This is a genomic window from Candidatus Dechloromonas phosphoritropha, assembly GCA_016722705.1.
GTDB classification, from domain to species: Bacteria; Pseudomonadota; Gammaproteobacteria; order Burkholderiales; family Rhodocyclaceae; genus Azonexus; species Azonexus phosphoritrophus.
This window is the reverse complement of the sequence record JADKGN010000004.1, coordinates 793848-809249: the sequence shown is the minus strand read 5'-3', so window position 1 is coordinate 809249 and position 15402 is coordinate 793848. Positions and strand designations below refer to the sequence as shown.

Sequence of the window (15402 nt, the reverse complement as noted above, 5' to 3'; positions counted from 1 at the left end):
AAACGCAACGCCCGAAGCGGACACGCGACTCTCGGCTACTTGCCGAAAACGGTCTGCCACAGCATGCTGACCGCGGCAATGTGCCTAGCGATTCCGTTCCGATCGACACAGCCCCTGCGGTTGGCGCTGAGACGCTTGATGTGTTGCAGGCGGCGGAATTCGCGGTAGGCGTCGCCGGCGGCCGTCGCCTGGTCGGCGGGGATCAGGCCAAGCTCGGCGGCGATCCGCAGCAGGGCGATGTTGCCGAGGTTGCCGGTCAGGCGCTGATGTTGGTGGGCGTGGCCGAGCACCAGATACTGGACGACGAACTCGACGTCGATGAGGCCGCCGGAATCATGCTTGAGGTTGAACTCCGTCTCGCTCTCCGAGGCGTGGGCGTCAACCATCTTCCGGCGCATGGCGACGACTTCTTCCTTGAGCTTGGCCAGATCGCGCCGTTGGCAGAGGATTTCGCAGCGGATTTCCTCGAAGCGGGCGCCGACCGCCGGGTCGCCGGCACAGAAGCGGGCGCGGGTCAGTGCCTGGTGTTCCCAGACCCAGGCATTCCTGAGCTGGTAGTTGCGGAAGGAGTCGACCGAGACGGCAAGCAGGCCCGAATCGCCATTGGGACGCAGACGGACGTCGGTCTCGAACAGGATGCCGGCCGAGGTCTGGCTCGCCAGCCAGGTGTTGAGGCGCTGGCCGAGGCGGGCATAGTTCTCGCCGGCCTCGGGGTCAGGGTCGTCGTAGAGGTAGACGAGATCGAGGTCGGAGGCGTAGCCGAGTTCCTTGCCGCCGAGCTTGCCATAGCCGATGACGGCGAACCTGGGCGTTTCGCAATGGCGGTTCCTGAGCTTGCTCCAGACCAGCGGCAGCGTTTCCTGAACGATGGTGTCGGCCAGTTCGGTCAGGTGGTCGGAGAGCCTCTCGATGGTCTGCAGACCTGCGAGATCCTGGGCCAGCAGGCGGAAGATCTGCGCATGATGCATTTCGCGCAAGATGTCCATTTCCCGTTCGGTGTCGCCGGCATGGGCGGCCAGATTGTGCCTGAGATTCTCGCGGAAGGCGTCCCAGTCGGTCGCCATGTCGTAAAGGCGCGGGTCGAGCAGTTCGTCGAGCAGCAGCGGGTGGCGCCCTAGGTAGTCGGCGGCCCACGACGAGGCGCAGACCATGTCGGCGACACGACGCAGCGCCATCGGGTACTGCTGCAGCAGTGCCAGGTAGGCGCCGCGGCGGCTCACGGTTTCGACAAAATTCAGGCAGCGGACCAAGGTCGTGTCGGGGTCGCTGGTCGTTGCTGCCGCCTCGATCAGTCGCGGCCCGATGGCATCGAGGCGCGAGCGGTTGGCCGAGGCGAGTTGCACGTAGCGGCTCGAGGCGCGTAACGCGGCGAGGCGGAAAATGGTGTCCCGCGGTTGACGATAGCCGAGTTCACCAAGTGATTCGATGGCCGTGTCGTCGTCGATCTGGCCCAGCCAGAGGCCGGTCAAGGGGTGTTCGCCGGCTTCCGGATCCGAGAATATCTCCTCGAAATGGCGGTTGACCCTGTCGCGATGGTCATCGAGCACGGCCAGCAGCGAAGGCCAGTCGGGAAATTCCATGCTGCGGGCGACGCTCGCGCGGTCGGCGGGATTTGCCGGAAGCATGTGCGTCTGCCGATCCTCGATGTACTGCAGGCGGTGTTCGAGCCGACGCAGGAAGATGTAGGCGGCGCGCAATTCGTCCTCGGCGGTGGCGGGGATCAGCTGGCGTTCCGCCAGCAGCGCGAGGACCTGCAGTGTCGGGCGGATCTGCAGCGCCGGGTCGCGTCCGCCGCGAATGAGCTGGAAAACCTGGGCGATGAACTCGATCTCGCGAATCCCGCCGCGCCCGAGCTTGATGTGGTCGGCCATGTCCTTGCGCGCCACCTCGCGGCGAATCTGCGCGTGCAGGTCGCGCATCGCGTTGATGGCGCCGAAATCGAGGTACTTGCGGAAGACGAACGGGCGGGCGATCTTCTGCATTGCTGCCACCCACTCCGGCTGCAGGTTGTCGCCCGCGTTCATGGTGCGACCCTTGATCCAAGCGTAGCGCTCCCATTCGCGGCCCTGGGTGATGAAGTAGTTTTCCAGTGCATCCAGTGAGCAGACCAGCGGGCCGGAATCACCATTCGGGCGCAGGCGCATGTCGACGCGGAAGACCTGGCCGTCGCCGGTGATCTCGCCGAGGGCGGCAATCACCCGCTTGCCGAGGCGGGTGAAGAAATCGTAGTTCTCGATGCGCCGTGGGCCGGCGGTGTCGCCTTCGTTGGGGTAAACGAAGATGTAATCGACGTCCGACGAAACGTTCAGTTCGCGTCCGCCCAGTTTGCCCATGCCGATGATCAGCAGGCGTTGCGGCTGGCCGGCCCCGTCCAGCGGCTCGCCATAAGTTGCGGCGAGCTGGCGGTGGTAATGGTTGAGCGCAAAGTTGGTCGTCACGTCGGCGAGCAGGGTCATGCATTCGACGACTTCGGACAGCGGCGCCAGTCCGCACAGATCACGCAGGGCGATGTGCGCCATCGCGCGCTGGCGCAGGCGACGCAGCTGCGACTTGAGAGCGTCGTCGTCCGCTGCTGGCGGTTCCAGCGCGGCCAGCAACCGGTCGGCGGAAAGAGGTGCGGTCCACGCGGCTGCCAGTTCGGCGATAAGCGCTGGCCGCGCGGCGAACAGGCTGGCCAGGTAGTGGCTATGATCGAGGGCGGCTTGCCAGCGTGGGTCGGGAAGGTTGTCCATGATTGCTCGGTCGGTAACGAAGCCGAAAAGGATAGAATGCAATTTTTGATCGACTGTTGATTGTAGTGATCTATCCCTCCATCTGGCAAAGCGGTTTACTGAGTGGCTGATGCGGAAACCCGCACGGCAATGCGCCGGGGTCTCCATCACCGCCTGCGCTGGCTATGGCTCCTGTTCGATTCGGCCTTGCTGCGCGGCACGCTGCGTCTCGCCTGGTGGAGCCTGCTCGTCGCGTGGCTGATCTTTGCCAGCCTCATTCTCGCCTTGCGCTACGTGGTCCTGCCCAATGTCGGCATCTATCACGGGCAGATTGAGGAGGCGATGAGCCGGGCCATTGGCCAGCCGGTGACGATCGGCAGCATCGAGGCGCGCTGGCAACGGCTCAATCCAGACCTGCTGCTCGATAATGTGGTGATATTCGACCACCAGGGCGCCCACGCTTTTTCACTGGAGCAGGTGGAGGCTGTCCTCTCGTGGAACAGCCTGTGGCGCGGCCAGCTTACGTTGGCGCTGCTGGCCTTCGAGCGGCCGGTCCTCCATGTCCGCCGCGAAGCCAGTGGCCGCATCACGGTGGCCGGTATCGATACCGAGGGCGAAAGCGACCCGGCGTTCGCCGAATGGGTGCTCGACCAGAAACACATCCGCATCCGAAACGCCACCGTCCTCTGGGAAGACCGCCTGCGGAGTGCTCCGCCGCTGGCACTTGAGGATCTGCAGTTCGGGCTCGACAACAGCGGACGCAGACACCGCTTTGGACTCTCGGCGGCGCCGCCCTCAGAACTGGCAGCACGCATTGACATTCGCGGCGAAATCAATGGCGATCTTGGCGAGGCGCTTGAACGCCTGTCAGGGCGAGTTTTCGTACAGATGGATTATGCCGATCTCGCCGGCTGGCGGGCCTGGGTGGACTACCCTGTCTACCTTCCGCAGGGGCATGGCGCCGTCCGTCTGTGGGGCGATCTGGCTGAGGGGCAAGGCAAGCTAACCGTTGATGTCGCGCTTGAGGATCTGCGCGTCCGCCTCGGTCACAAGGTGCCCGAACTGGCGCTGAACAACTTGCGCGGTCGCCTGATGGGGCGCTACAAGGAGAGCGACTGGGCGTTGTCAGGCAGTAAGGTGGAACTTCTGGCGGCTGACGGAACGCGCGTGGCGCCGACTGATTTTCAAGCGGAGTGGAAACAGGATGGCCCGGGCGGCCGGATCAGCGGTTCCGCAACAGCCAGCTTTCTCGATTTTGCCGCCCTCGGCAAGCTGGCTTCCTATTTGCCACTGGATCCCCACAGCCGCGAACTGCTTGAGCGCCACCAGCCGCAAGGCCGGATTTCCGAGTTGCGGGCGAGCTGGAACAGGGTCGGCGATGATCTCGAACGCTATGCGCTGATGGCGAATTTCAGCGATCTCGGATTGCTGGCCGGTAATTATTTCCCGGGGGCAAGCGGGCTTTCCGGGGTGGTCGATTTTACGGAGAAGGGCGGCTCGCTTTCGCTTGATGCGGGGCGCTCGGGCATTTCGCTGCCGGCGGTTTTTCCTGAGCCTGACATTGCGTTCGATCTGCTGCGCGCCCGCGCCAACTGGAAGGTGGCCGCTGCGGAGGTGGACATCAAGCTGGAACGCCTGCAGTTCGAGGGCGCTGATGCCGCCGGGGCGGCCAGCGGCAGCTACCGGTACACGGGTGAGGGCCCAGGCGTGATCGACCTCGCGGCAACCATTTCGCGCGCCGATGGGCGCGCTGTGTGGCGCTACCTGCCGCACGCCGTGAGTGCCGGAGTGCGCGACTGGGTGCGGCACGGCATCGTTGACGGACAAGCTCATGACGGCAAGCTGGTGCTCAAGGGAAATCTCGTCGATTTTCCGTTCCGCGATGCGAGCAAGGGGAAGTTCCTGATTACTGCCATGGCGAGTGGTGCCAAGGTTGACTACGTGCGCGGCTGGCCAGCCATCGAGAACATCGATGCCGACATGAGTTTCGGTGCCGGCATGCGTATTACCTCGGACAAGGCGAGCGTCCTCGGTACCAGGCTGTCGGGGGTGGTGGTCGAAATCCCTGACTTCGAAGCGGCCGACAACATGCTGCTGGTGCGTGGCGATGTCAGCGGGCCGACTGGCGAATTCCTGCGTTTTATCGAGCAGAGTCCGGTCAGCGCGATGATCGACAATTTTACGACGGGCATCAAAGCCAGTGGCAACGGCAGACTCGATCTGGCACTCGACATCCCGCTGGGGAGCCCGCAGGAAACCCGGTTGCGCGGCAACTACAATTTTCAGAACAACCAGATCGAGCTGTTTGCCGGGATGCCGCCAATGACCCAGGTTAATGGCAAGCTGGCGCTGAGCGAAGCAAGTATTTCGACGTCGGACATCAAGGGTCAGGCGTTTGGCGGGCCATTCAAGGTCAATATCAGGAGTCGTGATGGTCGGGTGAGCGTTGCGGCGAGCGGGACAGCGAGCGCGACCGAACTGGTCAAGCAGTTGAACTTGCCGCTGGGTGACCGCCTGGCCGGCAGCGCGGCGTGGAAGTCTACCGTCGACATCCGCCACCTCCAGACCGATCTCGTCATCGACTCTGATCTGGTCGGCGTCAGCTCGCTCCTGCCCGAGCCACTGGCCAAAGCGGCGGAAACGCCGCTGGCGCTGCGCGTTGAGAAGACAAATACCGAGGCCGGGCGCGAACAATACCGGGCAAGCTTGGGTAATGTCGCGCAGGCGGTAATCGTCAAAGGTGCCGCCGGCTTGGAACGTGCAGTCGCGGCGATCGGTTCCGGCGAGGCGCGGCTGCCGGACCGCGGCGTGGCCGTGCGCGTCGCCGTTCCGCGGTTCGACGCCGATGCCTGGAAAGCGCTGGCCGCTGGCGACAGCAGTGGCCGGGGCGGCATGGCCCTGCCGGCGCTTGATGTGGTGTCGATCAGGACACCGCGGTTGCGCCTGTTCGGCCGCGACCTCACCGACGTGGATAGCGAGCTGCGGCCGCGCGATGACGGCTGGCAGATAACGCTCAACATGCAGGAGGCGGCTGGCGACCTGTTCTGGCGAAACGCTGGCGAAGGCTCGCTGGACGGCCGGCTACGGCGACTGGTGGTGCGTCCGGCAGCGGAAATAACGGCCAGTGCCGGCACGACGCTGATCAACAGCCTGCCCGCCATGAACCTCAGGGTGGACGATTTCAGGATCGGTGACCGGGCGCTCGGAGGCCTCAATCTCCAGGCACACAACGATAAGGGTGCATGGCACCTGGAGACGTTGAATCTGCGGAATCCAGACGCTGCGTTGAACGGCAAGGCCGTGTGGCGTAATGACGGGGAGGGTGGCCATCAGACCCGCCTCGACTTCGATCTTGTGGCCAGCGATGTCGGCCGCTTGCTCAGCCGCCTCGGCTACGTCGATGCCATCCGGCGCGGGAGCGCGAAGCTGGCTGGCAACATACAGTGGAGCGGCCCGTTGACCGGCATCCACTATCCTTCGCTGACCGGCGAGATGACGGTGAATGCCGAAAATGGCCAGTTCAACAAGCTGGAGCCGGGCGTCGGCCGGCTGCTCGGGCTGATTTCGCTGCAATCGCTGCCACGCCGCCTGACCCTCGATTTTCGCGATATTTTCAGCGAGGGTCTGGCTTTCGACCGTATTGCCGGCCGGGTGATCGTCACTGCGGGCGTGATGCGAACGGTGGAGCCGCTGCGCATCAACAGTCCGGCGGCGCAGATCGAGATTTCTGGCGAGGCCAACCTCAAAGACGAAACACAGGATTTGCAGGTGATGGTGCAGCCCTACGTCGGCAGCGTCGCGGCGGCCGGCGCCGCCGCACTGGTCAACCCGGTGCTGGGGGCAGCAGCACTGGTGGCCGGCGCCATTCTGCAGAATCCGATCGGTCGCCTGTTCGCCTACAGCTATCATGTCACCGGCAGCTGGTCCGACCCCCGGGTCGAAAGGGTCGGCGCCGAGGCGGTGCAGCCAGCATCAGGAGCAGCGGGGGGAGTCAAGCAATGAGCAAACAGAACTGCCGCATGGCGGCCATTCAGATGGTTTCCGGGCCGCGAGTGGCCGACAACCTGGCCGTGGCCGGCCACCTGATCGCCGATGCCGTCGGCCAGGGGGCGCAACTGGTTGCGCTGCCCGAGTATTTTCCGATCATCGGCGCCGATGGTGACCGCGTACAGGCGTGCGAGGATTTCGGCGATGGCCCGATCCAGGACTGGCTGGCGGCAACCGCGCGACGCCACGGCGTCTGGATCTTTGCCGGCACCATCCCGTTGACCGCAAGCGTTGCCGACAGGATGCGCAACTCGACGCTGGTGTTCGACCCTTCCGGTGAGTGCGTCGAACGCTATGACAAGGTGCACCTGTTTGGCTTCACCAGCGGCGAGGAAAGCTACGACGAGTCGGCGTTCATCGAGGCCGGGACAGAACTCGTCGCCGTCGATACCCCCTTTGGCCGCATCGCGCTGTCGATCTGCTACGACCTGCGTTTTCCCGAACTTTATCGCGCACTGGGCAGCGTCGACCTGATCCTGATGCCGGCTGCCTTCACCGAGACCACTGGCCGCGCGCACTGGGAAATCCTGCTGCGCGCCCGGGCCATCGAGAACCAATGCTACCTGCTGGCGGTCGGACAGGGCGGGCGCCATGAAAATGGCCGGCTGACCCACGGCAACAGCATGATCGTCGACCCCTGGGGCGAGATTCTCGACCGCAAGATGAAAGGGCCGGGCGTCGTTATCGCCGATCTCGACCACGCCCGCATCGCCGAAATTCGCGAGAGCCTGCCGGCACTAGCGCACCGCAAACTTTGAGGAAGTATTCATGATACGAGACAGCGCCCTGGCGCAAGCCGAATCCCTTTTGCTGACCCCCTTCTCGCTCACCGAGAGCGACCTGTCGCGGACCTTCGGCCAGATTCTGGCGCATCAGGTCGATTATTCCGACCTCTATTTCCAGTATTCCCGTTCGGAGGCGTGGAGCCTCGATGAGGGCATCGTCAAATCAGGCAGTTTCAATATCGACCAGGGTGTCGGCGTGCGGGCAATTTCCGGCGAAAAGACCGCCTTCGCCTACTCCGACGACATCAGTTCGCGCGCCCTCGGCGACGCGGCGAGCGCCGTGCGCGCCATTGCGGCGGCTGGCCAGAATGGAATTTTGCCGGCTTTTTCGCCGTCGACCGTGACAAAAGCGCTCTACGTGCCCAACGACCCGATCGCTTCGCTGCCGGCTGAAGCCAAGGTCAAGTTACTGGAGCGTCTCGAAGGCTTCGCGCGGGCGCTTGACCCGCGCGTGATCCAGGTCATGGCCTCACTGGCTGGCGAATACGAAGTGATTCTGGTGGCCGGTTCGGATGGTCGCCTGGCCGCCGACATCAGGCCGCTGGTGCGTTGCTCGGTCTCGGTCATCATCGAAGAGAGCGGCAAGCGTGAGCAGGGCAGTGCGGGCGGCGGCGGGCGTTTTGATTTCGGCTATTTCGACGATGAGTTGCTGCAGCGTTATGCCAAGGAGGCCGTCCATCAGGCGGCCATCAACCTCAATGCCGAAGCGGCGCCGGCCGGGCAGATGACCGTTGTGCTCGGCGCGGGCTGGCCGGGTATCCTGCTGCACGAAGCGGTCGGTCATGGTCTTGAAGGTGATTTCAACCGCAAGGGCAGCTCAACTTTCAGCGGGCGCATCGGCCAGCGCGTCGCATCAAAGGGCGTCACCGTAATCGACGACGGCACCATCGTCGACCGCCGTGGTTCGCTGAACATCGATGACGAAGGCAACCCGACGCAACGCAATGTGCTGATCGAGGACGGTATTCTCAAGGGCTACATGCAGGACAGCCTCAACGCTCGCCTGATGGGCGTCGCGCCGACCGGCAACGGGCGCCGCGAATCGTTCGCCCACCTGCCGCTGCCGCGCATGACCAACACCATGATGCTGGCCGGCGAACACGATCCGCAGGAGATCATCAAGTCGGTCAAGAAGGGTATTTACGCCGCCAATTTCGGCGGTGGCCAGGTCGACATCACCAGCGGCAAGTTCGTCTTCTCGATGAGCGAGGCCTACCTGATCGAGGACGGCAAGGTGACGCGGCCGATCAAGGGCGCGACGCTGATTGGCAACGGCCCGGACGCCATGAACCGGGTCTCGATGATCGGCAACGACCTGCAACTTGACCCCGGTGTCGGTACCTGCGGCAAGGACGGGCAGAGCGTGCCGGTCGGCGTTGGTCAGCCGACACTGCGCATTGATGGACTAACGGTGGGGGGTACTGCATGATTCCTGACCATTTTGGTTGAGGCGTTCATGCGCGCATGGATTTGGGTGTTGGGCGTCATGGCATTCGCTGGCACTGTATTTGCCCAGAACATGGAGCCTGTCACGGTGCTCAAGGATGAGGGGCATATCCAGGTCACGCTGTTCCATGGTAGCGGGACGCTCAAGCCGGCTAAAGCCGATGCCGCGGAAGTGGCGCTCGGCGTGGAATCGTTCCCAAGCCGTGCTTGCTCCGCCATGCTCAGGCGGCTCATGGAGACGTGACCGTGCCGCGCCTCGCCGGCCAGCAGACTCCCTTCCCGCGGACTTTGATTGCCCGCTACCGCGACGATACCGGCATCCGCAGCAATCAACGGATATCGATCGCCACGTCGAAATTGAAGAACGTAGACATCAAGGCAATTGCCAACGACCATGGCCGGTTACCCCGTTACAAGGCTGAATTTGCCGTGCGGCGGTCGGTAAAATTGACCGATGTCATGGCTCCATCCGGCTACCAACAGTTAGCTTTGCGTTTCGGGGATAACAACACATTGGAGGAATCATGAAAGCCCTTTTCGGACTGCTGCTCGCTCTTGTCCTGAGCGTTTCCGGCGCTGATGCGCTGGCGCAGATTACCGATCTCAATTCGGCGATCAACAAGGCTGGCCGGCAGCGCATGCTCTCGCAGCGCATGGCGAAGACCTATTTTCAGATTGGTCAGCAGGTCGAGGTCGACCGCAGCAAGAAGATCCTCGACGCTTCGGTGGCGCAGTTCGACCGCCAGTTGGTCGAGTTGAAGAACTTCGCCCCGACTCCCGAGATCAAGGACAGCTACCTGAAGCTCGAGAAGTCCTGGCTCGAATACAAGGATCTTCTGGTGGGCGCCCAACCCTCCCAGGACAATGGGCGCAAGGTTCTCGATCTCTCTGAACAGGTGCTGTCGCTCGCGCACCAGGGGACGGTCCAACTCGAGAAGCAGTCAGCCTCATCCGCTGCTCCTCTGCTCAATGTTTCGGGTCGCCAGCGCATGTTGTCGCAGCGCATGGCCAAGCTCTACCAGGCGATTGCCTGGGGCGTCGGCAATGAAAGGAGTCCCGGCGAACTTGAGAAATCCCGCAAGGAGTTCGTGGCGGCCCACAAGGAACTCGTCGCATCGTCGTCCAATACCCAGCAGATCAAGGAAAGCCTCGATCTCATCCAGCAGCAGTGGATATTCTTCGAGAGCGCGCTGAACCAGAAGGCTGGTTCCGACAAGCGGCCGCAGACAGCGGTGGCGACGACGAGCGAACGCATCCTTGCCGAAATGGAAACGGTTGTCGGGCTTTACGAAAAACTCAGGTAGCTGCTACCCGGCCGGTGGTCGCCGGGAGCTGAGACCGGCCAGCCCGGCCGCTGCCGTCTCAGTCATCAGGCCTTTTTCAGGAAGCAGGTCTTCAGCACCAGGCCCTTCACCTTGTCGGCGTTGCACTCGATTTCTTCCACGTCGTCGGTCAGGCGGATGTTCTTGACCAGCGTGCCGCGCTTCAGCGTGACCGAGGTGCCCTTGACCTTGAGGTCCTTGATCAGGGTGACCGAGTCGCCGTTGTTGAGGATGGTGCCGTTGCTGTCCTTGACGATGATGTCGTCGCTCATGATGCTCCCTTTCAGTAATCGTCTTCGCCGCCCATCAGGTGGGGCAGCAGGATCCAGGCGCGCCGGAGGGCGCCGGACAGGTCTTCGCAGACATTGTCGTCGCCGAGATGGTCGATGAAGCCGGAGCGGAAAAGCAACGAGCCGGGCTGTGAATTGGTGCCACAGATGATCAGCGCGCAGCCGCGCTTGTGCAGCTTGTCGCGCAGATTTTCGAGGCCTTCGAGACCGGTGGTGTCGAGCTGGATCAGCCGCGTCATGTCGAGGATGACGACTTCCGGGTGGCCGACAGCGGGGTCAAGCAGTTCCTCCAGCTTGTTGACCGCGCCGAAGAACAGCGAGCCGAACAGTTGCCAGGCGGCGACGCGCATCGTCCCGTCCGGGTAAAGGAAAGTGGGCTCGTCGGCTTCCTCGGTGAGCGGCAGGCGTTCGATGCGCGTCAGTTCCGACATGCGGTAGATGAAGAACAGGCTGGACAGCACCATGCCGAGTTCGACGGCGATCGTCAGGTCGAAGACGACGGTGACGAAGAAGGTGACGAGCAGGATAGTCTGGTAGTTCATCGAGTAGCGCCGCAACTCAAGGAATTCGTGCCATTCACCCATGTTGACCGCAACCACCATGACGATCGCTGACAGTGTGGCGAGCGGCACGTAGGAGGCGAGCGGCGCGGCGACGAGGACGATGGCGAGCAGGACTAGCGCGTGGATGATGCCGGCGATCGGCGTCCGGCCGCCCGACTTGACGTTGGTCGAGGTGCGGGCGATGGCGCCGGTCGCGGCAAAGCCGCCGAACAGCGGGGCGGCGATGTTGGAAAGACCTTGGGCGATCAGTTCCTGGTTGGGGTCGTGGCGGTCGTCGATCAGGCTGTCGGCGACGCGCGCCGAGAGCAGCGATTCGATGGCGCCGAGCAGGGCGATCGTGATCGCTGGCGAGATCAGCTTGCCGAAATCGTGAACCGAGAGGCTGGGCAGGCCGAAATCGGGGAGTTCCTGAGGAATGCCATGAAAGCGGCTGCCAATGGTTTCGACTGGCAGATCGAAGACGAAGGCGACCAGTGTGCCGATGATCAACACCACCAGCGGACCCGGCGCGTGGCGCAGCAGGGTGAAACGCTCGGTCAGCCGGTCGTAGGAGAACAGGAAAACGAAGCAGGCGGTGGCCAGAGCCAAGGTCGGTGGATCGATGGTATGCGCGTTGGCGGCCAGGGTATTGATGCGGGCGAAGAACTCGGCCGGCAGGTTGTCGATCTGCAGCCCGAAAAAATCCTTGAGTTGGGCAAGAAAGATGACGACGGCGATGCCGTTAGTGAAGCCGATGACTACCGTCACCGGAATGAAACGGATCAGTTGCCCCATGCGGGCGATGCCCATGGCCAGCAGGAAGATACCGGCGAGGATAGTGGCGCCCATCAGGTTGGCGAAGCCATGCATGGCAACGATGCCGTAGATGATCGGGATGAAGGCGCCGGTCGGGCCGCCGATCTGTACCCGCGAACCGCCAAAGGCCGAGGTGATGAGGCCGGCGACGATGGCGGTCCAGATGCCGGCCGCCGGCGAGCAGCCCGAGGCGATGGCGAAGGCCATGGCCAGCGGCAGGGCGAGGACGCCGACGGTGATTCCGGAGGCGAGATCCTTGCCGAACTGGGCGCGGTTGTAAGTCGGCAGGCAATCCAGTAGCTTCGGGTGGAAGACAAATTTCATGATGCGTGCTCGGTGAATGAGGCAAACATTATATGTGAGTTATATTTTTTTTAAATGTTAATATGATTCCATCAAAGCTTATTGGGAGTTATCCATGGAAAAGAGGACCGCGCGTCTGACGATCCTCATCGATCCGCGCAAGAAGGAGATATTCGAGGAAATCTGCGCCGCGCACGACCTGACGCCATCGCAGGTGGTGCGCAAACTGGTGCGCCAGTACATCATCGACAATGCCGGCGGGCGCGAGTTGCCCGAATGGTTAAAGCCGGCCGGCAAGGCTACAGATTAGCGCTCGCTAGCCAGATTCAGGCGGGCGCACCTTGTCCGAATGCCGGGCAGCGATATAGGCATCGTATTTGGCATGCATTTCTGGCGCCTGCCGGGCGATTTCACGCAGAATGCGCGCTACCGCCCAGATCATCACCACGACGCCACCCGCCGTGCAGGCAACGGCTTCCACGGTCGACCTCGGAAAATTGGCAAAAATAGCCCCCTTGCCGGTGGCAAACCAACTGGCGCCGATGGCGACGCACATCAGACCGAAGGCGTCGGCCAGCGCGTAGGCGAAGATGCGGCCGGTCAGGCGGGGGCGGGGCGGGCGGGTCGTCGGTAACATTTGGTGGGCCTTGTAATGGGGTATCGTCAGTTTGCCCGAACCCGAGCCGCCATGCTGCGTTCCTTCCTTGTCTTTGTTGCTGTCTCGGGTTGCTGCCTGCCTGCTTGCTCCCGAGCCGCCGAAGACGTGCAGCTGGTCGAGTCTACATGCCGTTGCCCTGCCTGGCCTGCATCGACTAGGGGAGTTATCTGGTCGATCGCGGCTTCCGCATTGCTTAGAAGAAGACGGCCGGCATGGCCGCGGTAAGACGGCGCTTGGGGGTGCCAGCTGTCGAGTCAGGCCATACGGCAGCGGTTGGCGGCTATTTTGCCGAGAGCCACGCCTGCGCCGAGGACATTGAGGAACTGTTGCGCGACAGGCTGCTGGCGCAGTCGGCTTTTGCGTCTGCCCTGTTCGCCGTGCTGATGCGCGGTGCTTCGCTGCTGCGCAACGCCAGGCTGAATCCGTTGCAGAGCGCTCTCGGCATTCGTCTTCCGCGGATCGTTCAGAAGGCGCAAGGCGCGATGGGAGGGAGTTCAACACCCGCGAGTTCTTCCGCGGCAGGAGTGTCTCGTTCGTACGCGGCATTCCGCCCACGATGATCCTGAGGGTGTTTGTCCTTCCCTCGGTGCTCGCCCTGACGCTGCCATTGCTGGCCTTCCTCGTGCAATATGCCGGCTTGCTGGGCGAACGCTGGTATTTCTTCGGCGAAGCGCGGCATCCTCAGAATCTGTATTACCAGGGCGTGTCCTGATGCTGAGAGAGGAGGCCCGGCAATCTGGGACTATTCCCTAAGCCGGACGAGCCGGAACCAAACAGGTATTACGATAGAAGCCTGACGAATGACCGAGGAGGCGATCATGTTGGCGATGGCTCTGGCGGAACGATACGCGACGAACATGCATGGCGTGCTTTCGTGCTTTGACCGGATCATTATCACCGGCACGCTGCCTGGTGCGTGCTACGCGGCAGGAATGACGAGTTATTTGTACACGCACGGAATTCGGGTATTCGACTACCCGCGATTTGCCGAGCCGCTGCGAGATCGCATTCGTGAGCGTGCGCAGGAGGTGTGTCTGGCGGCGGGTATTGAAATCGAGCACGTCAGCAAAAGCCATATTCGCAAGGAAGAGTTGGTCGCGCGAGTGCTCGCCGGTCGCGGCGACGCACCGGGTTTGGTGCATGTGCTCTCGGCCATGGAAGCCTGTCCGAGCTACAAACCGTGGCATGACAAAGGCAGTGGCAAGACTTACCTGCGCCCCGATCAAGGCAAGTGCCTGCACTACTACTTCTATTTCATCGACGAGGAACTGGGGTTGTGCTACCTGCGTGTGCCGACGTGGGCACCGTTCGGGTTGCAGTTCTACTGTAATGGTCACAGCGCTCTGGCAAGAACTCTGACGCGAGAAAGGATCGACTTCCTCCAGCAGGACAACGCCTTCCTGCGTGTCGCCGACATCGCGCAGGCGCAGGCGCTGGCGGATGCGTTCAGTCCCGACGTACTTCACCCGCGACTGGATCGCTATGCGCAGTGGTTGTGCCCAGTGCTTGACGTCTTTGGATCCTCGTATCACTGGAGCTTGCGCCAAGTCGAATACTCCACCGACCTGATGTTTCGCAGTGAGCAGATATTGGTTCCACTGTATGACGCCATTTCGCGCCAAGCGGTCTTGGCCGCCAACGCAGAACGCGTCTCCAGCTTTCTGGGCAAGAAGGTCACGCCACAACTGGCCCAGGAGATCGGTTCCCGGTTGTCCACCCGTATCGAGGGGCGCTGCATCAAGCACACCATGGGCGCCGCTGGCGTCAAGGTGTATGACAAATTCTCCCGCGTACTGCGGGTCGAAACGACCGTCAATGACGTGAGTTTCTTCAAACACCACCGCAAGGTGGAACACAAGGACAGGCACGCCACCCGAGAATTGGCGCCCCTGAAGAAGACAATCTATAGCCTGATCGACCTGCGCGACATCCTGCTCGGCTGCAACCAACGTTACCTGGCGTTCCTCTCCAGCCTCGATGACCCCAGTGCCGGCGAGCGTGACTTGGAGCGATTGAGCATGCCACGGTTGGGGGCGGCTCCCGGTGTCAAAGGGGTGAACTTCTTTGATCCTGCCGAGAAAGCCTTGCTGCAAACCATGCAACGCGGCGAGTTCAACATTCACGGTTGGCGTCGTGCCGATCTTCTCAGCTATCTGAAGCTCACTCCGTCCGCCATGTCGCGCCAACTTGCCCGACTGCGTACGCTCGGCTTGATCAAGAAAGTCACTCATACCTATCGCTACTACCTCACTCGATTGGGACGTTCAGTCGTCGCTGCGGCCTGCTCATTGACCCGCTTCAACATAGTGCCAACCATGGCTTGCGCATCCTGAATTCTTCTCATGATTTGTGATGATTGAACTGGTTAGTGATTAAATGCAACGCGCAAGTGATCTTTCTGACCTTGGCGTTTTTCGCGGCCAGTGTTCTGGCTGTCGAGAGCATTCCGCCGGCGAGTTCCATGCCGTGGTGGGGATGGCCG

14 protein-coding genes are annotated in these 15402 nt (G+C 62.4%); 10 read left to right on the top strand and 4 right to left on the bottom strand.

Features of this window, described 5'->3' with window-relative positions; translation table 11 throughout:
• Positions 1 to 35 precede the first annotated feature (35 nt).
• Positions 36 to 2732, bottom strand: a complete 2697-nt coding sequence (glnE, locus tag IPP03_09425; GenBank protein ID MBL0352864.1) for a bifunctional [glutamate--ammonia ligase]-adenylyl-L-tyrosine phosphorylase/[glutamate--ammonia-ligase] adenylyltransferase — start codon at positions 2730 to 2732, stop codon at positions 36 to 38.
• Positions 2733 to 2834: 102 nt separating this feature from the next.
• Between glnE and IPP03_09420 the strand changes: the two genes are divergently transcribed.
• Genes IPP03_09420 through IPP03_09395 form a run of 6 tightly spaced genes read left to right on the top strand, consistent with a single transcriptional unit; the run spans position 2835 to position 10293 of the window.
• Positions 2835 to 6713, top strand: coding sequence for a TIGR02099 family protein (locus IPP03_09420; GenBank protein ID MBL0352863.1), 3879 nt, complete (start codon positions 2835 to 2837; stop codon positions 6711 to 6713).
• Positions 6710 to 7516 (top strand): carbon-nitrogen hydrolase family protein, encoded by an 807-nt coding sequence (locus tag IPP03_09415; GenBank protein ID MBL0352862.1) that lies wholly within the window; start codon positions 6710 to 6712, stop codon positions 7514 to 7516. Before IPP03_09420 ends, IPP03_09415 begins: the two co-directional genes overlap by 4 nt.
• Before the next feature lie 10 nt (positions 7517 to 7526).
• Positions 7527 to 8972 (top strand): metalloprotease TldD, encoded by a 1446-nt coding sequence (gene tldD / locus IPP03_09410; protein ID MBL0352861.1) that lies wholly within the window; start codon positions 7527 to 7529, stop codon positions 8970 to 8972.
• A gap of 27 nt (positions 8973 to 8999) precedes the next feature.
• A complete protein-coding gene (locus IPP03_09405) occupies positions 9000 to 9233 on the top strand; it encodes a hypothetical protein (protein MBL0352860.1) in 234 nt (77 codons plus the stop codon).
• A 2-nt stretch (positions 9234 to 9235) separates the two neighbouring features.
• Positions 9236 to 9517, top strand: coding sequence for a hypothetical protein (locus tag IPP03_09400; GenBank protein MBL0352859.1), 282 nt, complete (start codon positions 9236 to 9238; stop codon positions 9515 to 9517).
• Positions 9514 to 10293 (top strand): type IV pili methyl-accepting chemotaxis transducer N-terminal domain-containing protein, encoded by a 780-nt coding sequence (locus tag IPP03_09395; protein ID MBL0352858.1) that lies wholly within the window; start codon positions 9514 to 9516, stop codon positions 10291 to 10293. The genes IPP03_09400 and IPP03_09395 overlap by 4 nt, the downstream gene beginning before the upstream one ends.
• Positions 10294 to 10358: 65 nt before the next feature.
• Here IPP03_09395 and IPP03_09390 read toward each other — a convergent pair whose 3' ends face one another.
• Together IPP03_09390 and IPP03_09385 are read right to left on the bottom strand one after the other, a co-directional pair.
• Complete coding sequence (locus IPP03_09390; GenBank protein ID MBL0352857.1) at positions 10359 to 10583, bottom strand: alkylphosphonate utilization protein; 225 nt, start codon at positions 10581 to 10583, stop codon at positions 10359 to 10361.
• Between the two features lie 11 nt (positions 10584 to 10594).
• Positions 10595 to 12283 (bottom strand): STAS domain-containing protein, encoded by a 1689-nt coding sequence (locus tag IPP03_09385; protein ID MBL0352856.1) that lies wholly within the window; start codon positions 12281 to 12283, stop codon positions 10595 to 10597.
• A 94-nt stretch (positions 12284 to 12377) separates the two neighbouring features.
• Between IPP03_09385 and IPP03_09380 the strand changes: the two genes are divergently transcribed.
• Entirely contained in the window at positions 12378 to 12572 is a 195-nt protein-coding gene (locus tag IPP03_09380; protein ID MBL0352855.1) for a CopG family transcriptional regulator, read from the top strand.
• 6 nt (positions 12573 to 12578) lie between these two features.
• Here the strand turns inward: IPP03_09380 and IPP03_09375 are convergent, their stop codons facing one another.
• Positions 12579 to 12899, bottom strand: a complete 321-nt coding sequence (locus tag IPP03_09375) for a hypothetical protein (protein MBL0352854.1) — start codon at positions 12897 to 12899, stop codon at positions 12579 to 12581.
• A gap of 233 nt (positions 12900 to 13132) precedes the next feature.
• Here IPP03_09375 and IPP03_09370 point away from each other — a divergent pair, with 233 nt between their 5' ends.
• From IPP03_09370 to IPP03_09360, 3 genes are all read left to right on the top strand, one after another.
• Positions 13133 to 13480, top strand: coding sequence for a hypothetical protein (locus IPP03_09370; GenBank protein ID MBL0352853.1), 348 nt, complete (start codon positions 13133 to 13135; stop codon positions 13478 to 13480).
• Positions 13477 to 13632, top strand: a complete 156-nt coding sequence (locus IPP03_09365) for a hypothetical protein (GenBank protein ID MBL0352852.1) — start codon at positions 13477 to 13479, stop codon at positions 13630 to 13632. The genes IPP03_09370 and IPP03_09365 overlap by 4 nt, the downstream gene beginning before the upstream one ends.
• A gap of 88 nt (positions 13633 to 13720) precedes the next feature.
• Entirely contained in the window at positions 13721 to 15253 is a 1533-nt protein-coding gene (locus tag IPP03_09360; GenBank protein ID MBL0352851.1) for a MarR family transcriptional regulator, read from the top strand.
• Positions 15254 to 15402 lie beyond the last annotated feature (149 nt).